The organism is Carboxylicivirga litoralis, from assembly GCF_025499605.1.
GTDB lineage: Bacteria > Bacteroidota > Bacteroidia > Bacteroidales > Marinilabiliaceae > Carboxylicivirga > Carboxylicivirga litoralis.
Genome location: NZ_JAFMVC010000003.1, coordinates 270,575 through 293,230 on the forward strand (window position 1 = coordinate 270,575; position 22,656 = coordinate 293,230).

The window sequence follows — 22,656 nt, forward strand, 5'->3', positions numbered from 1 at the left end:
TTTGTGTCTTCCGTTTTGTGTTCCCAGTTTGGATTTTCTGTTTTGAGTTTATTAGTTCTAATGAACTAGCGACCTAATGCTCTAATACGCTATTGAACCCATTATGCATCCGTAAATTTATAGCCCACACCATACACGTTTTTGATGTAATCGTTGCAGCCGGCTTTAATCAGTTTCTTGCGCAAGTTTTTGATGTGCGAATAAATTAAATCATCGGTAAAACCATAGTCCATAAAGTCTTTCGACATGTGCTCGCCAATACCTGTTTTGGTTAGAACACGGTTTTTGTTAGCAATAAAATACACTAATAAGTCAAATTCTTTTTTAGTAAGGTCTAAAGGTGTATTGTTAATCTTCACCAGAAGTTCGCTTGGTGTTATTTCCAGCTCATTGAACACAATGTTCTCTTCTCCTTTAAAATGGACACGGCGCACCAGCGATTTTAAGCGGGCATTCAACTCTGCCATTTGGAATGGCTTGGTCAGGTAATCATCAGCTCCAAGTTCCAGTCCTTCTATTTTGTTTTCTAAACTATCGCGCGCCGAAAGAATAATGACGCCTGTTTGCATGCCTTCGTTTTTTACCTTTTTAACGACTTCAAGACCATTGCCATCGGGCAGGTTGAGGTCGAGAATGATAATGTCGAAGAGGTTATCAACCAGGTAAAGTGCGGAAGCCAAATCGCCAGCCACCTCACACGTATGACCTTCAGAAATGATAAAATGCTGAACGCTTTGTGCCAGTTGAGGTTCGTCTTCTACAATTAGTATTTTCATTTTTTTAAGCTCGAAGACCGAAGACCGAAGTCCGAAGTCGGGATTCAGAATCTAAATAGCATACCTGATAATGTTCATTGCCATTGAAATCATAATCATAGCGCACGCAATACCAAAATAAAGAAAATTCTTTTTAAAGATAAGCTTAGGTGTATGATTACTTTTGGCGAATATCCAACCAATATGACTAATAACTAAGGTAAACACCATCAGGATGAAGTGCTCAACCGCCCAGAATCGTCCTTTTACCATTTGGTTTTGATACACGTTCATCTCTCCGCTGGCAAATTCAATCATATACATAACAAACAAAATGGTACCCAGAATAAATTGTAGATATAGCAACATGGTGGCTATAAATGGCAGTTGTACCTCCCACTTTGTCAACTTGAATTTACCCAATAAACCGCCAATAGCCCGAATAAGAATAATACCAGTGAGGATGCAGGCAACAACACTGGTTACTATGTGTAATATCAAAATCAGTTCTCTCATTCGATAATTTGCTTTGCAATTTCAGTTGCTTGCTTAATGCGATCGGCCATGCCAATGCCATCGCGCAGGTTGCCGGCAACGATTAATCCAGGATATTGTTGTTGAACTTCGTCAATGGCTTTGTAGCGCTCACCTGTGTTGGCTCCATACTGAGGAATGGCGTATGAGTAACGCTTTATCTTCACCATGGATGGATTGAATTCAGGCACTTTCATCAGGGTGGTAAATTCTTTTTCTAAGACTTGCATCAGCACCTCGTCGTTTAAATCGCACAGTGCTTCGTTGCGGATACCTCCCATGAAAATGGTCAGCAAAGCACCGTCTTTAGGTGCACGGCCCTTAAAAAGTGATGACATAAACAAGACACCCAATAAATCCCTCTTTTCCTTATGCGGAATGAGTCCGCCAAAACCATCTAATGGTCGGCCTTTCCATTTATCAAAACCCAAGGAAACTTCGACGACTCTTGCATATTTAAGATTCGTCAGGTGATTCATTTGTGCTTGTTCAATAAAGGGCAATGTTTCTTCAAGGCCCACCGAGCCAAAGGTGGTTACTACCTTTTCTGCTGTAATAACTTCTGTTTTTCCTTCTTTAGAATAGGATATTTTGAAGCCATTCTCCACTGCGTCAACACTTACATCGTTCGCGCCAAAATTGAAATTTTCTTCGCCAGAACTTTCCAACAGAGCCTTTGTCAAGCCGCTTAATCCACCTTCGATGGAAAAAACCGCGCGGTCGGTTCGCTTCTCCAGTTCTGTTTTGGGCTCTTTAGCTTTCTTGCGGGCACCACCAATAAAACTGCCATATTTTTGTTCCAGGTTATAGAGTTTAGGCAAAGCATAGCGCGTAACCAGTTGAGCGGGATCGCCGGCATAAATGCCGAGTATAAAAGGATCGATGGCATAATCTAAAAAGCTATACCCCATACGGCGCTTCACCAGTTCGGCTAATGTCTCATCCGGGTTGTCGCCTTTCTTTCGGAAGGGTTCGCCTAATATTCTGAATTTATCTTTTAATTTGAAAAGAGGTGTTGTGATGGCTGATATTGGACTGTGAGGCAATGCATTCCATTCACCATCTTTCAGCACATAACGAATCTTCACCAGGTCATTGCCTTTTTCCACTTTAATGGCATCGCCCAGTTCATCAAACAAAGCGACTACTTCAGGATGTGAAATAACCCCGGAGTTGGGGCCAGATTCAAATACGAATCCATTTTCTGATTGTGTATGAACAACCCCTCCAGGGCGTTCCAGTTTCTCAATAACCCTAAAGCGAATGCCCTTTTTGTTGAGATGATGTGCCAGTGTTAAACCCGTTACACCAGCTCCTAATATAACAACCGGATAGTGTTCTTTATTCATTGACGACCCGTTTTAAAGTTTCGATAAATAATGGATGAGCCACCGGAATCTCTACCCTGGAAATGTGTTCGATGCGCATATCTTTTTTATAGATGTCCACCAACTTTATATTGAGGTCATAGACTGTTTCGAGACATTCGGTGGTGAAGCTGACAGGAATAAGCACAACCTTCTTCTCACCTGAAGTGACCAGTTCTTCCAGATGATCATCTGTGTCTGGTCCAACCCATTTTACCGGCCCCACGCGCGATTGGAAAGCGACTTCATAAGGGCGATTCATCAAATCGGCCAGTCTTTTAGCCATATGACGGACGGTATCGGGGTATTTGTCGCCCCGTTTAACTCCATACATAGGTATGGCATGGGCAGTAAACAGCAGAAGAGGGTTTTCCACACCTTCTTTCGCAATGTGTTCTTCAATTAGTGTTTTCCAGTATTCCAGAAAAGTTGGATGATTACTATAATCGCATATTTCGCGGTATGAGACCCCCAGCTTGTTTTTAACTGCTTTTTGTACATCGGAGAAAACCGATGTGGTTGTGGTATCGCTTGCCTGAGGGTACATGGTCAGGACATCAATTCGCTCAATGCCATCGTTTATCATCTGCTGAACCACATCGCCAATAAAAGGAGGAGTATATGAATAGGCTGTGTAAACAGGTAGTTTGGAACTTTTAGCCAGTGCTTTACCTGTTGCTTCGGTGTGCTTGATAATGGGTGTTCCTCCAATCAGCTGGTATTTTTCCCACGAAGCAGGATGACGTTTTTTAGCGATCATATTGGCCACAAACTGCCTTAAACCTGCTGGTAAAGGAAGTATGTATTTATCGCTAAACATATTTTTAAGAAACACACGCATTTCACTCAAGGACTGAGGTCCGCCCATATTCACTAATAAAATCCCCTTCATATAAACTGTGCGAATTAGTTATTCTTTTCTATCAAAAGATGTAACACAATATAGGCAGAAAGGTTGAGAAAACCGCAATAGAGGGCGACTTATAAGTATTTAATGTAACCCAGTTGCAGAGCTTGCAATATTGTTAAATTCTACTATGAACTGAACTTTATCAACCAAAAAAGAGATTAACAGGATGAAGTGTTAATCTCTCATTTTTGTGTCAAATATTTACCCTAAGTAGTAATTATCAGTTTTTTTTCTTAAAATGTGAAACTTAGCTCTAATTCAAATAGTTCTAAATCAAGTTCTATTTGTTGGCCCGGATCCATTGGATTAATACCAGTTAAAGCATTGGATGGCGCATAGGTAACAGCCAGGTTCAAAGCATTGTCTTTGTTGCCAACTTGTTTGGTTGCACCTAATGTAAAATGCTGATTATTCACCATTGGGGCCATAATATTAAAGTATACTTCAGAATCACGCACTGGCTCCTCGGTAAATGCGTAACCAGCTCTTAATGCCAGGGACTCATTCAACTGGTATTCGGTACCAAATTTAAATACTGTCATATCTTCCCAGCCAAAACCAGCACCATTATCGGCGCCTAATGCTCCCGTTGATGCAAAAGGATTGCTTAACGATTTAATTTCGCTATAGTTAATTTGCTGAACATCGAACAAAGCTCTCCAATTGTCAGTAATAGCGTAGTTAACACCAATGGTCCATGTGGAAGGAGCATCCATACTGCCTTGTTCAGCTAATAAGCCCTTATAGTTATCAAACTCACTTGTGAACGCCCGGGTCTGATAGGTAGCACCTAAGTGAAAACCCTCAAAAAGTTCGCCGAGGTAACCAATTTTAGCGCCGATACCAATACTTAAGTCAGAGCCATTGCCCGATACATTTTTGGGGGACGAGGACAGTGCACTAAATGAGTTTAAACCATTGATTTCGAATAACTGGCTTACGATCATGGCAGAGATCCCAAACGAATGCTTTTCATTTATTTTATAGGAGTAAGTAGGGTCGATGTAAACCTGATAATAAGTGATGTTTGTAGTTTTGCTACTCGCGTCACCAAATGTTTGAGTTGGATATTCACACGACAATCCGTTGCCATGAACTGATACGCCAAAAGCACTTTTCTCATTCAATTGCCAATTGGCACCGAGATTAGGGATAAACAATATTTTAACATCGCTCTCTATTTTTCCCGGAGCTAGGGGTAATGTCCCTGCTGCGCCACTGGGGGCACTAACCTTGTAGCTTGTTGTTGGAAACAAAAGTGTGGCCGACACATTAAATTGTTTGCCCAGATAAGCTCGCCCTGCCGGGTTATTACCAATTAATGACGTCTTGTAATAGGCCACACCGGCGCCGCCCATGCCTTTGCTAGTGGTGCCGAATCCAATGAAATAATAACCATTTGTTGCATTTACTGATATGGACAGGATGCTAATTAGCATTAAGGTTAGTAATTTTACTTTATTCATAGTATTTGCTTCTGTTTAGTTTATTGCAAATAATACAATAAACATAAATAATAAATATATTTAATTAAGATAACAGAATCTCTCTACGTATTATTTGATATATAGTTAGAGTTTTGATGCTTTATTTTTGTTTTTTATTTGTGTAAATAGAGTTAGTAGTAAACGAAATTATTTTAATTAACTCTTATTAAGTCACCTAGAATTGTAACTTGATATTTATGCTAGTGATAAATTATTCGCTTTAAAGATAGACTTATTGCCAGGTTATAAGGACTAAAAAAGCTCTCACAATAAATGGAGAGCTTTAAAACATCTATTAAAAAATAATTCTTTTAGACAGTTTTTGAATATTGTCCTTTGCCTTTTTTCAAAGCGGGGTCAAAAGCCATTGCAATGTTTCTAATCACATAACGGCCTTGACCAATAACAGTAAAGGCATCGTTTTCAATGGTCAGTAATTCATCGTCGATAAAAGACTGTACTTTCTCTTCAGCAAACTCAACAGCTGCATACACATCATCAATGGCTACTGAAAAGTCTTTGGCAATTTGCTTGAAATCGGCGTAATAATTACACATCAATTCGTTTATCACCTGGCGAACAATCTGTTCTTTCTGATTGAGTCGGTAACCGCGAACCACGGCTCTGCCATCAGCTTCCACCCGTTCCATGTACTTCTTGATGGTTTTCTCGTTCTGGCTGTAGGCATTAAACAACTGGCTAATGCTTGATGTGCCAAAACCATAGACCTGACCGGTGGTTTCGCGGGTGCAATAGCCCTGGAAATTACGGTGCAGTTTCTTTTCTGCCAGCGCAATGGCAAACTCATCGTCAGGTCGGGCAAAGTGATCCATACCGATGGCTACATAGCCGGCTTCGATGGCCATGTTATAGGCATCTTCCAGCATTGAAATCTTTTCATCAGGCGTAGGTAAACCGTACTGTTCCAGCATGCGCTGACGGCTGATGACTTGTGGAATATGTGCATATGAGAAGGTTACCAGTCTGTCCGGATTAGCGTCCAATGCTTCTGCTACCGTTTCTTTAAAGCTTTCACGTGTCTGGAACGGCAGGCCATAGACCAAATCAAGGTTGATGCCTGAGAAACCAATTTTCTTCAGGTACGCAATCATGTCTTTGACAGGCACTTTTGCCGGACGTCGATTGATGGCTGTCAGTACTTCTTTTTTAAAGTCCTGAATACCCAGACTAATACGGTTAAAACCCATGTCACGCAACTGATCCACCATATCATAGTCGAGGTAGGCCGGGCTACATTCCATGGCCATCTCGTATTCATCGGCAAAATTGAAGTTAGCCTTAATGGTATCGGTGACTTTACGTATTAAGTCGGCCGATATGGCATTTGGTGTTCCTCCGCCCCAGTGAACCTGGGTGAGTTGACGGTCTTTCGAAACATCCTTTGATACCAGTTCAATTTCTTTAATGAGTACATCAATGTATTTCTCTATGGTGCTTTGTCCCATGCCTGTGTAGGTGGTACATCCGCAAAAGGTACACAACTGTGGACAAAAGGGGATGTGGACATACACTGATACATTTTCAGGCTTCTCGCCATTTGATAGAATCACACTCTCCTTGTAATTCTCATTCCCATACTCCTCGTGGAAAAACGTTGCCGGTGGATAACTTGTATATCGTGGACCTGCTATATTGTATTTTTCCAGCAGATTTCTATCAAATTGTAACATCTCTTTTAATGATTAATTGTTAGTGATTAATGATTAGTGCTTCTATAGGTAAACAACAGTTAATGCGTTTTGCTCATTACTCATTAACCATTTATCACTAATCATTAATAATTACTTTCTTCCCCAATCAACTGATTTCACCCAGTCAATCACAAACTTCACATTTTCAACAGGTAAGTCGGGTAAGATGCCATGGCCCAGGTTGAAAATCCACTTTTGGTTATTGCGACCAAATGGCAGGTATTTCTCATTCAGTACTTTCTCAATCTCTGCTTGTGAAGCGTATAACAGGCGCGGGTCTAGATTGCCTTGCAAACCTACTTCCGGGTCAACAATCTCGCGGGCATGGTTCAGGTTCATGCGCCAGTCGATGCCTACAAAATCAGCGACATCTTTGTTGATTTCTTTGATGCCGTTGCCCAAATCTTTTGGGAAGTAGATGGTTGGTACACCCTTATCGCGCACTGCGTTTAATATCTTTTTAGAGGCTGGCAAGAATAGCTCCAGGTACAAATCCTCAGGCAACAAGCCTCCATAGGTTTCGAATAACTGGAAAGCTTCAACACCATGTTCCACCTGTGTTAATGCATATTCGATGGATACTTCAGCGAGAGCATCAATAATTTTCTCACTGGTTTTTCTGTCTTTATACAGAAATTCGGTGGCATTCTTGAAGGTAATGTCACGCACATTATCGCGGAACATAAAACAGAATGTGGTCAATAAACCACCACAGAAGCCAATCAAAGGCTTACCCTCAGGTCGTGTTTCAATAATTTTGTCGATGGCAGCATACACATGTGATAACTTACTCATGTCTTTATTGAGCTGCTTCACCGGGTCGTCGAAGGTATGCAGAGGAGCGCCAAATTCAGGACCTGCTTTTGTAAACTTTAGTTTCATACCCAGGGCTTCGGGTACCACCAAAATGTCAGAAAACAAAATAGCCGCATCAACGCCCAAATCATAAATTGGCATCAATGTGACTTCGGCTGCGAGCTTGGGGTCTTCCATTAACTCTGAGAAGGAATAATTCTCTTTGAGTGCTCTGTAGTTTGGTAACACGCGACCTGCCTGGCGCATAAACCACACCGGAGGACGCTCGGTATTTTTACCGTGTATTGTATCTAGAAAAATGTTATTCATAACAAAAAAAGTATCAAGTATTAAGATATCAGTATCAAGACGATTTACAGCTTGGGTGTAGCCTATTGGTAATCATCTTGTGTATTGATACTTATGTCTATTTTATAGCTTCTAACGCTTTACGATTTCCTTTTATCAGCTTCTCCAAATCTTCCTCGGTGTGCGCCATCGAAATAAACAGGCACTCAAACTGTGAGGGGGCGATGTACAAGCCATTTTCAACTGCATTTTTGAAATACTCGGCATATTTACCGGTATCCGAAGTCATGGCTTCGTCGAAGGACGTCACTTGCTTAGCCTCTGTAAAGAATGCGGTCATCATTGAACCCACGCGGTTTAAGACCACATTCAGGCCTAGCTCTTCGGCGTTTAGGCGGAAACCCGCTTCTACAAAAGCAGCTTTCTTTTCCAAATCTTCGTAGGCGTTTGGCGTTTCATCCAACTTCTTGAGAGCCGTTAAACCAGCTGCCATTGCTAATGGGTTACCCGACAAGGTACCAGCTTGGTAAACAGGGCCGATAGGAGCCAGAATGTCCATAATTTCTTTACGACCGCCGTAGGCACCAACGGGCAGACCTCCACCAATGATTTTACCCATGGTTGTTAAGTCAGGCATCACACCAAAGTATTCCTGTGCACCTCCTTTAGCCAGACGGAAACCGGTGATGACTTCGTCGAAAATCAATAAGGCACCATGCTTTTCTGTTAGTTCTTTTAAGCCTTGTAAGAAGCCTTCAGCCGGGGGTACTACGCCCATATTACCGGCAACCGGTTCAACAATAACGGCTGCTATTTGCTCCGGATGCTTATCAAACAATTGACATACAGAGTCCAGGTTGTTGTAATCGGCGGTTAAAGTATCTTTGGCAGTGCTTTTCGTTACACCTGGACTATCGGGCAAGCCAAGTGTAATGGCACCTGAACCTGCTTTAATTAAAAAACTATCACCATGTCCGTGGTAGCAACCGGCAAACTTAATTATTAACTCGCGCTTAGTATATCCACGCGCCAGACGGATGGCACTCATGGTGGCTTCCGTACCGGAATTCACCATACGAACTTTCTCCACCGAAGGCACCATCTTAACGATTTGTTCTGCCATCTCGGTTTCTATCTGAGTGGGCGCACCATAACTCGTTCCATTGGCTGCCGCCTCTGCTACAGCTTTCAAAACATCATCATGTGCATGGCCTAAAATAAGTGGCCCCCATGAGGCAACAAAGTCAGTATATTCGTTACCATCAATATCCCAGATGGTGGTTCCTTTGGCTTTCTTTACAAAAATGGGGTCGATACCTACACTTTTAAAGGCACGTACCGGTGAGTTAACGCCTCCGGGAATTACTTCCTGTGCTTGTTTAAAGGCGTTTTTACTATTGTTGTTATTCATTGTTTTTTAGATGTAAGATTTAAGACAAAAGACTCAAGACAAAAAGAAGCTAGAGGCTAATAGCTAGCTTCTGGTCTCTTTCTGTTACTTCTGTCCGTTTAAAATATCGGCCGCATCCAATGCATGATAGGTAATGATGATGTCGGCACCAGCTCGTTTTATCGATAGCAATACCTCCATCATAACGCGGTCTTCATCAATCCAATCGTTGGCACCGGCTGCTTTCACCATGCTAAACTCGCCACTCACGTTGTAAGCTGCTGTAGGCATTTCAAATTCAGTCTTGGTGCGATAGATAATGTCTAAATAACTGAGTGCAGGCTTAACCATCACCATGTCGGCACCTTCTTCAATGTCGGCAGCAATTTCGCGCATGGCTTCGTCGCTGTTGGCCGGATTCATCTGGTAGGTGCTACGATCGCCAAACTGGGGTGCGCTTTCTGCAGCCTCGCGGAAAGGACCATAAAAACCTGATGCATATTTAGCAGCATATGACATGATAGGAATTTTTTCAAAATCAGCTAAGTCCAATGCTTCGCGGATACGCAATACTCTTCCATCCATCATATCACTGGGTGCAATAACATCGGCACCGGCTTCGGCTAATGACACCGATTGGTCAGCTAATGTTTTTAGCGTACTGTCGTTGTCTACATCGCCGTCGATAATGGTTCCGCAATGTCCGTGCGTCGTGTATTCGCAGTTACATACATCGGCGATGATCAGGATATCATCAATCTCGGCTTTAATGGCGCGAATAGCTTTTTGTACAATACCATTGTGCTGGCAGGCTACATGACCGTGCTCGTCCTTGCTTTCAGGAATGCCGAAAAGCAAAACACTTTTCACGCCTTTTGATACGGCCAGTTTGCATTCTTCAACCAAAACGTCGACTGACATCTGGTAATTACCAGGCATTGAACTAATAGGATTTTTAACGCCTTTGCCAGGACAAACAAATAATGGGTAAACCAAATCTTCAACACGTAAGTGCGTTTCGGTTACCATGTTGCGTAATATCTTGTTGTATCTTAATCTTCTGAGACGGGTATCAGGAAATGCCATAGTATTATTTTTTATTAACGATATTGAGGTTTTAATTGTAATTTAATTTCTTGCCAAAGCCCTTCGTAAGTAGATAAACGAGCAATAACTGCCGGTACTATTTCTCTCTTACGCATGGATTTTGTGGTGGCCGGTCCAATGGAAGCAAAGCCTACTTCGCTGTGTAGGTATTCTCCATATAAGTTCATAAAGCCGGTGAAGCATGATGGACTGGTACAGACAACCAACATCGGTTTTTGTGACTTAAGTAGCTCGACGGTTTTTTCGTTTTGCTTATCTGCTATAATGGTTCGATATACATTGTAACGTTTATAGTCGCATACATTTTTCAGTCCATCAGCCAATGTGTTTTCAGCCAGTTCACCAAGCATACCTACCCATTTTTCGCCTGGACGAACATGTGCTTGCTGTAATTCTTTAACCAAGTCAGATGCTGTTCGTCCGCCTGACACCCACCAGGGTTTCATTCCATGTTTTTCAAGTACCTGGGCTGTTTTTTTGCCAATGCATATAAAGCTTTTGTCAAGTACATCAGCAGGCTTAACCTGTTGAAAAAAGTATTCAACGCCCCGTTTGCTGGTAAATATTATTCGTCGGCTTTGATACAAATGTTTTTTGCATTCATCTTCAAGCGTGACTTGCTCGGTATCAATCATTGGGTCACATATCACCTCTACACCTTCACTCATCAACCCATTGTACAATAAATCATCATTACCAATCGGGTGGGTCAGCACAACTGTTGTTTGTCGCGAATAAGGATCCATGCTACTGATTATTTAATGTCCTAACTTTTTCAAGAATTTCAACTCCACCCGACTGGGCGATTTGTTGAGCCAATTTACGACCAATTTCTTCAGCATCACAAGCTTTTCCACTCAATTCTGCACGTAATTCTTTTGTGCCATCAGGCATGGCCACCAAGCCAAGCAAGTGAAGCTGTTCATCCTCAACTTTAGCATAGGCACCAATTGGTATCTGGCAGCCTCCTTCCAGTTCATTAAGGAAACTCCGTTCGGCTGTTATTTGTTGGTAACTGGTTTCGCAATGCAGTTTTTTTACGATAGCATCAATTGTTGCATCGTTTTCTCTTATTTCGATGGCAATAGCCCCTTGACCGCAAGCTGAAACAAAATAATCAGCTTCAAATAATTGGGTGATTATCTCGTTGTATCCTAGGCGAATCAATCCGGCACCAGCCATCACCATGGCATCGCAGTGACCATTGTTCATCTTATTAAGACGAGTATCCACATTACCACGGATATCGACTACCTTCACCTTTGGATTAAGTCGATGCACTTGCGCTTTACGACGAAGGCTTGAAGTGGCTACAGTATGTTCCTCAGTCATGTCTTCCAGCGCAAGGCCGTCTTTACTCACCCAGGCATCTTTATATTCGGCTCGTTTAAGAATAGCTCCTAACTGAGCACCTTCCGGGAAGATGGTAGGTAAATCCTTTAAACTATGGACACACATATCCACTTCATTGGCAAACAGGGCGTGTTCCAATTCTTTTGTAAACAAGCCTTTGTCGCCTATTTTCGATAGCGCAACATCCAGTATTTTATCTCCTTTTGTTGAGATAATGACTGTTTCAAATGATTTATCAGGAAATGCTTCTTCAAGCTTCGATTTAACCAGGTTGGCTTGATAAAGGGCGAGTTTACTTCCTCGTGTTCCTATGCGGATAGTGGATTTATTCATATATAATTCTGGAGCTGTGAAATAAAAATACAGATGAAAAACATCTGTATAATTCTCTATGAGTTAAAGTTAAAAAATTCTTCGAGTATTTTAACTTTTTCTGAATCACGACCATCATTTGTCACTTCTTTCATCTGCTTTATTAACATGCGTGTTAACTTAGCACTAAGGTGGTCGCCGTACTCATTTATTTTTTGAGACGCTTCAGCATCATCTTTTACTTTCTTATAGTTTTTAGCTTCAAGTGCATGAACGTCTTTAAAAGTAGATGTGATAGCACCAATGGCAGAACTCATGCGGCGAATGTTTAACCAATCATCAAACTCAGCCAGCACCTCTTCAATAATAGCCTCAGCTTCTTGTAGCTTGCCTTTGCGTTTTTCGAAATTGGTCTTAACCACTTCTTCCAGGTGGTCTAAGTCATATATGCAAACGTTATCCACGTTCTTTGCTTCTGGTTCTACGTTGCGAGGACTGCACAAGTCAAGAATCATCAATGGCTTGTTGCTTCTCTTCTGCATCACCTCTTCCAACATTTCTTTGGTTAGCAAGGCTCGCGATGAGCCTGTAGTGTATGTTACCATATCAACGGCTAACAACTGCTCAATATGTGATTCAAATGGGAATGCAACACCATGTACGCGGTCGGCCAACTGCTCTGCTTTACCTAATGTGCGGTTGGTAATCCAGTTGTTGATGCATCCTTTTTTCGACAAGTTTAGCGCAACAATGGTTCCTGTTTCGCCGGCACCTACAGTTAAAGCTTTAATATTTGGGAAATCACCTAATTTATTGCTGGCTAATTCTACTGCTGCCGAGCTTACAGATACGGCTCCTTTGTTAAGCGCAGTTTTTGTTCTTACCAATTTACCAGCTTCAAAGGCCTTATGAACCATGCGTGTTAACTCAGGCCCAACTAAAGCGGTGTTGTCCACCCACGAAAAAGCTTCTTTTAATTGCGACACAATTTGGTATTCGCCCAATATTAATGAATCCAAACCTGTAGCGACTCTGAACAAATGGCGGGCACATTCTAAACCTTTGTGTGAATAAAGGTATTTTTTAACACTTTGGTCTTTCTTGAAATAGGAGATATAGGCGGTGGTTACTTCGTCAATATACTTGTTAGTGTTGGCAATAAGTGCTGAGTTAGCTTCAAAATATAATTCGGTACGATTACAAGTGCTCAGTGCCATAATGCCTTCCACATCGCACTTTTGATTGAGGTATTCGTATAGTCCGTTAATCTCTTCCTTTGTGATAACGAGTTGTTCGCGAATCTCGAGCAAAGCAGTTTGATGACTAATTCCAATTAAACCAACCATATTTCAATTCAGAATTACTTGTTCATTTGTTAGCGAAAGCTACTCCTGGCAGCTTATGAATCAAAAGTAAGATACAAATCTGTAGCAAATCTGAAGAAATGACAATTTTGGTAACTGACTACTTGTTTAGAATGTTTTTAGATAAAATCGATTTTGTTTTTGGGACGGATTATGCTTTGATAGTACTCGATTTTCGACACATTTCGCTTATAAAACGTGATAATGAGTGCGGCGCATTTGTTGGCAGCAGGTGCGATTCTCCGTTTTTAAGATGTAGCTCAATAAGGTTGAATCCCGAAAATAAAAATGATTTAAAATAACGATGGCGAAACCACTTATTGGGAGGAAGGTTATCCATAACTTTGCAGTTAGCAACATCAGTAATAGCATAACGTCCTATTACTATGCCAATACCAATCGAATATTCGATCCATTCTTCGTCAACAATAACGGTAAACCGGAAAAAAAGTAACAAAAGTGAAAAGGTAAACACACTGATGGGTAATAGGAATTGCCTTCCAAAATTAAGACTTAAGAAGAGAAACAGGAAGGAGGCCAGGACAAAGGAAAGCCAACAGATTTTTACAGTTTTAAACATAATGGTCTTATTAAAAGCACTCGCAATTTCATGCTTTTTACAGCTATTGTCAATATGTTAACTATTTAATTAATTGACCTGATGCCTCGATGATGCGCACAAAACCGTCAACACCAAGCATATCGCCATCGGCAATTACTTTAGCCTGGTTGTAGAATGGTTCCCGTTCAGTCAATTTTTCTGTAATGTATGCTATCAGTTCATCGCCGCTTTTACCGGCTACTAATGGGCGAACTTGTTTTGGGCTGCTTAAACGATTGGCCAGGGTGTTAACCGATAATTTAATGTAAATGGTTAAGCCATGCTTGTTCATTACCTGCATATTATCAAAATAGCAAGGAGCACCACCACCTGTGGCAATGATGGTTTTCTCTTTGTGTACCACTTCTGAAACCATTTTTCGTTCTGCTTCACGAAAGGCGGTTTCACCATTTTCGGCAAAAAACTGCTTGATAGTGGTTTGGTAGCGCATTTCAAAATAGTCATCCAGGTCGATAAAATCCCAGCCAAGCTCCGTTTTTAGTCGCCTGCCTAATGTGGATTTTCCACTTCCCATAAATCCAATTAAGAAAATGCGCTTTATCTCCATCGTCAATTATTCGAAAAGTGACATTTGGTTTTTATCATCTTCTTCGAGATGTTCACCCGTTTCTGTTTCTAAACTCTCTGGTTTTGGCTCTTCTTTAATGATGGGTTCCAGCTCATGAATCTTAGAAACCTGGTATGTCGTCAAGCGTTTACCTTTAGCTTTGAGACTTTTTACACCGATGAACTCAGCGACTTCAACAATCAGTTTTTCACGAAGTTTGTCTTCACCTCCAAATTTCACCTCCAAACGTGGATAATCGACATGCATCACCTTAACCATTCGTGATTTGGGATTATCACCAATAAACGATTGTTTTTTGTTTGAGTTCTCAAACTGGAATCGCTTGATGTAGTAAAAATCCTGATCGGCATCAAAGTAAACGGCTGACCACACAATATCGTTTCTAAACTTTTCGATTAAGAAGATATTGTCTTCGTAATGGTTGCTTAAGTCGTAGGTTGTCAGGTAATATTGTCCATCTTTAGTGATGACCAAAACCTGGTCGCCACCGTGGAACTCGCCCAGGAATTGACCACGTCCATCGGCATTTAGGCGCAAGGTTTCGTGTTCAAACCAAATTTTTCGTCCTCCCAATGTCGATTCGCCTTTCTTTTTCAACGAGATGGATTTAACCTCATATTTTGTGAGGATATTCCCCATAGCAGCCCGACCTTTAATGGCTAAATCGCCCAGGTTGACATCGAAAACAAGGTTGCGAATACGTGCTTTGGGGCGAAGTACTACTTTTAATATTTCCGATTCACCATTGGGGTTGGCGCTGAAATACATCAACTTAGAACCTGGTGTCTCTTTGGTGATATGGTATTCTTTGTCGCGGGTAACACCCGTTACAGCAAAGCGTTTCATGTACACATTACCGGCTTTTCCATCGCGATAAACAGCATTATAAATAGTGCGTTTATCATTTTTCTTAAACACGGCAATATGAATGATATCCTTACCAACGAAGGCTTTGTCCGATACTTTTGTGATGGTGTATTTTCCATCTTTGTAGAAGATGATAATGTCATCAATATCAGAACAGTCACAAACAAATTCATCTTTTCGTAAAGAGGTTCCAATAAATCCATCTTCACGATTGATGTAAAGTTTTTCGTTCTTAACAACTACCTTGGTCGCTTCAATGTTAGCAAAACTTCTAATCTCTGTTTTACGCGGGAAATTCTTGCCAAATTGTTTCTTGATGCGTTTATAATAATCAATCGCATAGGTAATCAGATTGGCTAGATGATACGCGATCTGCTCCATTTCCTCTTCAAGTGAGGCAATGTATTCATCCGCTTTTTTCGCATCAAACTTAGAGATACGAATCATTCGTATTTGCGTTAACTTAACGATGTCTTCGCGGGTTACTTCGCGCCTTAGCAGTTGCTTAAATGGTTCCAGGCCATGGTCGATGGTTTGAACAACCGCTTCCATGGTCTCGCAATCCTCCATGCGCTGGTAAATCTTATTCTCGATAAAGATGCGCTCTAACGATGACATGTGCCAGGCTTCTTCCAGTTCGCTTTTGCGTATTTCCAGCTCGCGCTTCAAAAGCTTAACTGTGTTGTCTGTGTTTTCTTTCAGAATTTCACTTACACCAATGAAGTAAGGCTTGTTATCCTGAATCACACAGGCATTGGGTGAAATCGATACTTCGCAGTCGGTAAAAGCATACAAAGCATCAATCATTTTATCTGGCGATGAACCGGCTGGCAGGTATATCAGAATCTCTACATTCTCCGCCGTGTTATCATCAATCTTTTTAATCTTAATTTTTCCTTTATCGTTGGCTTTCAGAATCGATTCAATCAACGACGTCGTATTCTTGCCATAAGGAATATCGGAGATCATTAAGGTCTTGCTGTCAACCTTGCTGATTTTAGCGCGTACCTTAACCGCTCCACCTCTTAATCCATCGTTGTAGCGCGAGACATCAATCATACCTCCCGTCGGAAAGTCGGGGAATATCTCAAACGGTTTCTCTTGCAGGTATAAGATGGAAGCATCAATTAACTCATTGAAGTTGTGAGGCAGTAGCTTTGATGCCAGACCCACCGCGATACCTTCAACACCTTGTGCCAAGAGTAGTGGAAACTTAACCGGAAGTGTTATTGGCTCGTTGTTACGGCCATCGTAACTCAATTTCCATTCTGTTGTTTTGGGGTTAAACACCACCTCTTGCGCAAACTTAGTTAAGCGTGCTTCAATATAACGCGGAGCTGCTGCGCTATCGCCAGTGTAAACGTTACCCCAGTTACCCTGGCAATCAATTAATAAATCTTTTTGCCCCAGCTGCACCAGTGCGTCACCAATGGAAGCGTCGCCGTGGGGGTGAAACTGCATGGTGTTACCAATGATGTTGGCCACTTTGTTGTATCGTCCATCATCCATACGGCGCATGGAGTGAAGGATACGACGCTGCACAGGTTTTAATCCATCGTTAATGTGCGGCACCGCGCGTTCCAGAATCACGTATGAGGCATAATCAAGGAACCACTCGCGGTACATACCCGGCAAATGGCTGATAGTAGTCGAGTCAGCATCCCACAGGTGCTGCTCTTCTTTATGCTGATTTTCTGATGATTCCGAAGGTGTTTCCTCCGGCAGATTTGGGGTGTTAGTATCGTCGAAACTCATTCTTCCTTAATTATTTATTCTTGGGTAACAAGGTCTTCTTCAATTACCAGGTTATCAATAATGAAATTCTGTCGGTCGGGTGTGTTCTTACCCATGTAGAACTCTAACAAATCTTTAACTGGCACATCTTTCTTTAAGCGCACAGGCTCTAGACGAATATCTTTACCGATGAAGTGCTTAAACTCATCCGGCGAAATTTCACCCAATCCTTTAAATCGGGTTATCTCCGGTTTTGGTCCACATTTTTTAATAGCTGAAAATTTCTCTTCATCGGAGTAGCAATAGAATGTTTTCTTTTTATTGCGAACACGGAAAAGAGGTGTTTGCAAAATATATAAGTGGCCGTTCTTCACCAACTCAGGGAAGAACTGCAAAAAGAAAGTCAGCAATAGCAGGCGAATGTGCATCCCGTCAACATCAGCATCGGTGGCGATAATCACATGGTTGTAACGCAAGGTTTCTAAACCATCTTCAATATCCAGAGCAGCCTGAAGTAAGTTAAATTCTTCATTTTCGTACACCACTTTGCGGGTTAAGCCATAGCTGTTCAGTGGTTTACCTTTTAAGCTAAAGACTGCTTGCGAGTTAACATTACGTGCTTTGGTAATGGAGCCACTGGCCGAGTCTCCCTCGGTAATGAAAATAGAGCTATTGCCGTTTTCATCATTTTTAATATCGGTATAGTGGATGCGGCAATCACGTAATTTCTTATTGTGCAGGCTCACTTTTTTAGCCCGTTCACGAGCCAGTTTTTTAATGCCCGAAATGGCTTTGCGCTCTTTCTCCGACTCCAGAATTTTCTTTTGCAGCGCTTCGGCTATCGGTGCATTTTTATGCAGGAAGTTATCCAGATGTTCCGTTACAAAATCGAGTATGAAGTTACGCACCGATGGACCATTAGGACCAATGTCTTTTGAACCAAGCTTTGTTTTTGTTTGTGATTCGAAGACTGGTTCTTCTACTTTAATACTGACAGCAGCAATGATGCCGGTTCTGATATCCGAAACATCAAAACTCTTGTTGTAAAAATCACGAATGGTTTTTACATAAGCTTCGCGAAAAGCCACTAAGTGCGTTCCACCTTGTGTGGTGTGCTGTCCGTTTACAAAGGTGTAATAATCTTCGCCATACTGGTTGCCGTGCGTGATGGCAATCTCCAGGTCTTCGCCTTCCAAATGAATAATTGGATACAAACCTTCGGCATCCATGTTTTCATTCAGCAGGTCGAGTAATCCGTTTTTACTCTGGAAGGTCTTGCCATTATATACAATGGCCAATCCTTTGTTGAGGTAAGTATAGTTACGAAGAAGTGTTTCTATATATTCGTCTCTAAACTGATAATTTTCAAATATTTCGCTATCAGGAGTAAAGGCGATGTAAGTTCCGTTTTTATCCGTTGTCGTGCTTAGTTCATGGTCGGTTACCACTTCGCCACGACTAAACTCTACCAACTTGGTTTCGCCTTCGCGATAGGCCTGAACTGTAAAATTTGTACTTAAAGCGTTGACGGCTTTGATACCAACTCCATTCAGTCCAACTGATTTTTTAAATGCTTTGGAGTCGTATTTAGCACCGGTATTCATTTTCGATGCCACATCAATCACTTTTCCAAGTGGAATACCACGACCGTAATCACGCACGGTCACACGTCCTTCCTGCACGGTTACTTCAATCTTTTTACCGTTGCCCATCATAAACTCATCGATGGAGTTATCCATTACTTCTTTGAGTAACACATAAATACCATCATCGGCAAAAGTTCCATCTCCCAGCTTACCAATGTACATACCCGGACGTCGGCGGATGTGCTCTTTCCAGTCCAGTGTTCGGATCGCATCTTCGGAATAGTTCTGTGTATTTTGACTACTCATACTTAAAAATCAACTAAATATTCGGAAAAGTGAAGGCTTCCTTCTTGTGGAAAACCATCCAAATATAATTAAAACAAGGATTGTTTCGTAATTTCTTTATTAACAATCGCAGTTCAAAAAGTCTTTAAAGCCTTATGTTTTCACTTGGTATCAGTCCCATTTTCTCCATCAACCAGGTTGCATTATGACTTTCGGTAATGCCTGTTCGGAGTTTATAATCAAAACTTAATCCTTCGTCATTGAAGCTTACTTCAAAGCAGTTGTTGAAAACTTGTCCATCGGTTTGCTTCGCTAATTCTCCCAGCTCTAAATCGTGTGTGGCCACAAGGCCCGTTCCATTGTGATTTAATAATTGCTTGATTAATGCCATTGAGCCCTGGTACTTATCCAGCGAGTTGGTGCCTTTTAAAATTTCATCCAATATGAAAAATAGTTCGCCCTCTTCTTTTAAACACTCTAAAATCATTTGCAATCGACTGAGTTCGGCAAAGAAATAGGATTCGTGTTTGAGTAAATTGTCGATGGCCCGCATGTTGGTGATAAAGGGCAGTGGTTTGTATTGGAATGTATTGGCCGCCACCACACTGCCGTTTCCTGCCAGTACCAGCGCCACCCCAACGGTGCGCAGGAAGGTGCTTTTGCCGGCCATGTTGGCTCCGGTTACCACACAGATGCGCTGCTGTTTGCTGAAAGAGAAGTCATTGCTGATGCGTTCTTCGCCAGGAATTAAAGGGTGACCTAATTCAGATGCTTTAAAAATTATTGTATCGGAGGTGGTGGGATAAACGAAATGTGGATGATTGTAGGCAAAAGTGGCCAGGCTGTTTAGCGCTTCCACTTCATGAAGCGTCTCCAGCCATTGGTGTAGTTGATGCCCATATTTATCGCACCACGATTGCAGGCGAATGCAAATCAATAAATCCCATAATAAAAAACCATTGAGAACGACTCCTAATAACATATTCAAGCGTTGGTCGAAGCGTTTGATATGCCCGGCTAGCTGTGAGGTGATTTCACTGGCAGTCTTGCCTTCGCTTTTGAGTTGGCTTTGGAGCGACACCAGGTAATCGGCTTGCCAATCGCCCTCTTCGACATGCTTAATTATCTGCGAATAACGTTGCAGATAATTGCCCAGTGATGCTACTTCGCTGTGTACCTTATTAATCTTTTTTAGGCGGGTTCCAACAATGGTTAGGCCTACAAAAAACAGGTAAGCAATGATTTCACTGTTGATGATGCCAAACGATATTAGAAGGATGGAGATGCCTACAGCTGCCAAAAATAGGGCGATAATTATTTTACCTGATTGGGTGATGAAGTTTAAGTCAGGCTGCTGGTTCAAATCGAGTTGACGATTCTTTTTATTGCTTTCAGCCACCAAGGCGCCTAAAGCATAAAAATGTTGCCTGAACTCATTTTGCCTGGCTAGTTCTTTAATGGCGGTTTGTTTCGATTGGATATCATCCGATGAAAGCGAAATGTTTTTGAGTTTGTAAGCTAATTGCTTTAGTCCCCCAAGGGTGGAAGTGCGGTTGATGAACTGAAATAAGGAACCTTTGCCAAATAAATCGAGGTCATGGGCATAGTTGTGCTCTGGTTCAATGAATTGTGCGCCATCTTCTTCATTCAGCCATTGTTGTGAATGCCGGTTGAGTTCTTTTGATAATAAATCGAGGCGATGGCCAATATAAGCTCTGGCTGAGCTGATTTTGTTAGCGCGCCATATCAACCATAAAAAGCATGAGAAACACAGGGTAAAGTTGAAAAAGAATTCACTTGACCAGTGTGTAAAAAAAGTAAAAGGAAAGGCAAAAGCACACACAAATGCAATCAGGCGAAGCCAGGCATTTAATACGAATTGCTTTTTTAATTGATCGGCTTTCTGTTGCCAGTCGGTTTTGCTTTGCTGATATTCTTTCTGAAGTTCCTTTATTCGTTGGCGGCCATCAATTGCTCCCATATCATATCTTTCAGTTCGGTGATGCCTTTATTGGCAACCGAAGATATAAAAATAGAAGGCAGATCGGGTAAATCTTTTTCAATTTCCTCCATCAGTTCATCATCCAGCATGTCAGCTTTTGAGATGGCCAGCATGCGACCTTTGTCCAGTAATTCCGGATTATACTGTTTCAACTCGTTCAGTAAAATCTGGTACTCCTTTTTTATGTCTTCAGCGTCGGCTGGTACTAAAAACAGAAGAATGGAATTGCGCTCGATGTGTCGCAGAAAACGAATTCCCAGTCCTTTACCTTCGCTGGCACCTTCAATGATACCAGGGATATCGGCCATGGCAAATGACTGGTGGTCACGATAAGAAACGATGCCCAGGTTAGGAACCAATGTTGTAAAAGGATAATCAGCGATTTCAGGTTTGGCAGCCGACATAACCGACAATAATGTTGATTTACCGGCATTGGGAAAGCCTACCAAACCAACATCGGCCAAGACTTTAAGTTCTAAAATGGCTGCCATTTCAATGCCATCTTCACCCGGCTGCGCATAGCGGGGCGTTTGGTTGGTAGCTGATTTAAAATTCCAGTTGCCCAGTCCTCCACGTCCACCTTTTACCAGGATGATTTCCTGGTTGTGCTCAGTGATTTCGCAAAGCACTTCACCTGTTTCGGCATCTTTGGCAATGGTTCCCAATGGCACTTCAATAATGCGGTCTTCGCCATCGGCACCTGTCGAACGTTGCTTGCTGCCATTTTCGCCATGCCCGGCAAAGACGTGGCGTTTGTATTTCAGGTGTAATAAAGTCCAGGTATTGCGGTTGCCACGCACAATAATGTGTCCACCACGACCGCCATCGCCACCATCAGGTCCGCCCATGGCAACAAATTTTTCGCGTCGCAAGTGCGTTGATCCTGCACCTCCTTTACCAGAGCGGCAGAATATTTTTACGTAATCAACAAAGTTTGAACTTGCCATACCTAAATCTTTATAACACAATAAGCCACGGCAAAAACTTACCGTGGCTCTAATATCGTCAATTTATACTACTTCAGACTATTTAATACTTCAGAAATACGACCAAAAATATCGTCAATATTTCCAACGCCCTTGATTGGTTTGTATAAGCGCTTCTTTCTGTAGAACTCAATCACCGGTAGTGTTTGTTCTTCATAAACCTCTAAGCGCTTTTTGATGGTTTCCATATTATCGTCTGAGCGATCTTCTGTCTCTGCACGTTTCAATAGGCGAGCCATTAGCTCATCTTTTTCTACCTCAAGATTTAGTAAAACAGACACTTTTGTGCCGTGCTCTTTCATAATCTCGATAAGTGCTTCAGCCTGAGCTACTGTTCGTGGAAAGCCATCGAAGATAATGCCTTTGTCAATCGGCAATTTTTCCAAAAAAGCATCTAACATATCGATAATGGTTTCGTCAGGAACCAACTCGCCTTTATCAATATAGCTTTTAGCAATTACACCTTCGTGCGTGTTATTATGAATAGCTCTTCTACATAACTCCCCGGTAGAAACATGAGCTAAATTAAATTTTTCTGCAATTAATTTGCTTTGCGTACCCTTTCCAGAACCGGGTGCGCCAAAGATGACAACATTGAGCATGTTTATTAC

Annotated in this window: 19 protein-coding genes; all 19 read right to left on the minus strand. The window is 41.8% G+C overall.

The features are described 5' to 3' along the window. Positions 1–101: 101 nt before the first annotated feature. A complete protein-coding gene (locus J1N10_RS04920) occupies positions 102–776 on the minus strand; it encodes a response regulator transcription factor (protein ID WP_262325562.1) in 675 nt (224 codons plus the stop codon). A 51-nt stretch (positions 777–827) separates the two neighbouring features. Then, positions 828–1,271, minus strand: coding sequence for a hypothetical protein (locus J1N10_RS04925; protein ID WP_262325563.1), 444 nt, complete (start codon positions 1,269–1,271; stop codon positions 828–830). Beyond that, entirely contained in the window at positions 1,268–2,638 is a 1,371-nt protein-coding gene (hemG, locus tag J1N10_RS04930; protein WP_262325564.1) for a protoporphyrinogen oxidase, read from the minus strand. The genes J1N10_RS04925 and hemG overlap by 4 nt, the downstream gene beginning before the upstream one ends. Next, positions 2,631–3,548, minus strand: coding sequence for a ferrochelatase (gene hemH, locus J1N10_RS04935; protein WP_262325565.1), 918 nt, complete (start codon positions 3,546–3,548; stop codon positions 2,631–2,633). Before hemH ends, hemG begins: the two co-directional genes overlap by 8 nt. 251 nt (positions 3,549–3,799) lie before the next feature. Further along, positions 3,800–5,032, minus strand: coding sequence for an OmpP1/FadL family transporter (locus J1N10_RS04940; RefSeq protein WP_262325566.1), 1,233 nt, complete (start codon positions 5,030–5,032; stop codon positions 3,800–3,802). Positions 5,033–5,364: 332 nt separating this feature from the next. Further along, on the minus strand, positions 5,365–6,744 hold the full coding sequence (gene hemN / locus J1N10_RS04945) for an oxygen-independent coproporphyrinogen III oxidase (RefSeq protein ID WP_262325567.1): 1,380 nt from the start codon (positions 6,742–6,744) through the stop codon (positions 5,365–5,367). A gap of 111 nt (positions 6,745–6,855) precedes the next feature. Beyond that, on the minus strand, positions 6,856–7,890 hold the full coding sequence (gene hemE, locus J1N10_RS04950; RefSeq protein WP_262325568.1) for a uroporphyrinogen decarboxylase: 1,035 nt from the start codon (positions 7,888–7,890) through the stop codon (positions 6,856–6,858). A 97-nt stretch (positions 7,891–7,987) separates the two neighbouring features. After that, complete coding sequence (gene hemL, locus J1N10_RS04955; protein ID WP_262325569.1) at positions 7,988–9,280, minus strand: glutamate-1-semialdehyde 2,1-aminomutase; 1,293 nt, start codon at positions 9,278–9,280, stop codon at positions 7,988–7,990. Between the two features lie 84 nt (positions 9,281–9,364). Continuing rightward, positions 9,365–10,345: a porphobilinogen synthase gene (gene hemB / locus J1N10_RS04960; protein ID WP_262325570.1), complete on the minus strand. Its 981-nt coding sequence runs from the start codon at positions 10,343–10,345 to the stop codon at positions 9,365–9,367. Between the two features lie 14 nt (positions 10,346–10,359). Beyond that, the gene (locus tag J1N10_RS04965) at positions 10,360–11,112 is read right to left on the minus strand and encodes a uroporphyrinogen-III synthase (protein ID WP_262325571.1); all 753 of its coding nucleotides are present in this window, start codon (positions 11,110–11,112) and stop codon (positions 10,360–10,362) included. Position 11,113: 1 nt separating this feature from the next. After that, a complete protein-coding gene (gene hemC / locus J1N10_RS04970; RefSeq protein ID WP_262325572.1) occupies positions 11,114–12,052 on the minus strand; it encodes a hydroxymethylbilane synthase in 939 nt (312 codons plus the stop codon). A gap of 56 nt (positions 12,053–12,108) precedes the next feature. Beyond that, complete coding sequence (gene hemA / locus J1N10_RS04975; protein ID WP_262325573.1) at positions 12,109–13,377, minus strand: glutamyl-tRNA reductase; 1,269 nt, start codon at positions 13,375–13,377, stop codon at positions 12,109–12,111. A 169-nt stretch (positions 13,378–13,546) separates the two neighbouring features. Next, positions 13,547–13,975: a hypothetical protein gene (locus tag J1N10_RS04980; RefSeq protein ID WP_262325574.1), complete on the minus strand. Its 429-nt coding sequence runs from the start codon at positions 13,973–13,975 to the stop codon at positions 13,547–13,549. 61 nt (positions 13,976–14,036) lie between these two features. Further along, the gene (locus J1N10_RS04985) at positions 14,037–14,564 is read right to left on the minus strand and encodes a shikimate kinase (protein ID WP_262325575.1); all 528 of its coding nucleotides are present in this window, start codon (positions 14,562–14,564) and stop codon (positions 14,037–14,039) included. 6 nt (positions 14,565–14,570) lie between these two features. Further along, the gene (locus J1N10_RS04990) at positions 14,571–17,207 is read right to left on the minus strand and encodes a DNA gyrase/topoisomerase IV subunit A (protein ID WP_262325576.1); all 2,637 of its coding nucleotides are present in this window, start codon (positions 17,205–17,207) and stop codon (positions 14,571–14,573) included. A 14-nt stretch (positions 17,208–17,221) separates the two neighbouring features. Then, positions 17,222–19,078, minus strand: coding sequence for a DNA topoisomerase IV subunit B (locus J1N10_RS04995; protein WP_262325577.1), 1,857 nt, complete (start codon positions 19,076–19,078; stop codon positions 17,222–17,224). A gap of 124 nt (positions 19,079–19,202) precedes the next feature. After that, the gene (locus J1N10_RS05000) at positions 19,203–21,038 is read right to left on the minus strand and encodes a MutS-related protein (protein ID WP_262325578.1); all 1,836 of its coding nucleotides are present in this window, start codon (positions 21,036–21,038) and stop codon (positions 19,203–19,205) included. Further along, complete coding sequence (gene obgE, locus J1N10_RS05005; RefSeq protein ID WP_262325579.1) at positions 21,008–22,006, minus strand: GTPase ObgE; 999 nt, start codon at positions 22,004–22,006, stop codon at positions 21,008–21,010. Before obgE ends, J1N10_RS05000 begins: the two co-directional genes overlap by 31 nt. A gap of 68 nt (positions 22,007–22,074) precedes the next feature. After that, the gene (locus J1N10_RS05010) at positions 22,075–22,647 is read right to left on the minus strand and encodes an adenylate kinase (protein ID WP_262325580.1); all 573 of its coding nucleotides are present in this window, start codon (positions 22,645–22,647) and stop codon (positions 22,075–22,077) included. Between the last annotated feature and the right edge of the window lie 9 nt (positions 22,648–22,656).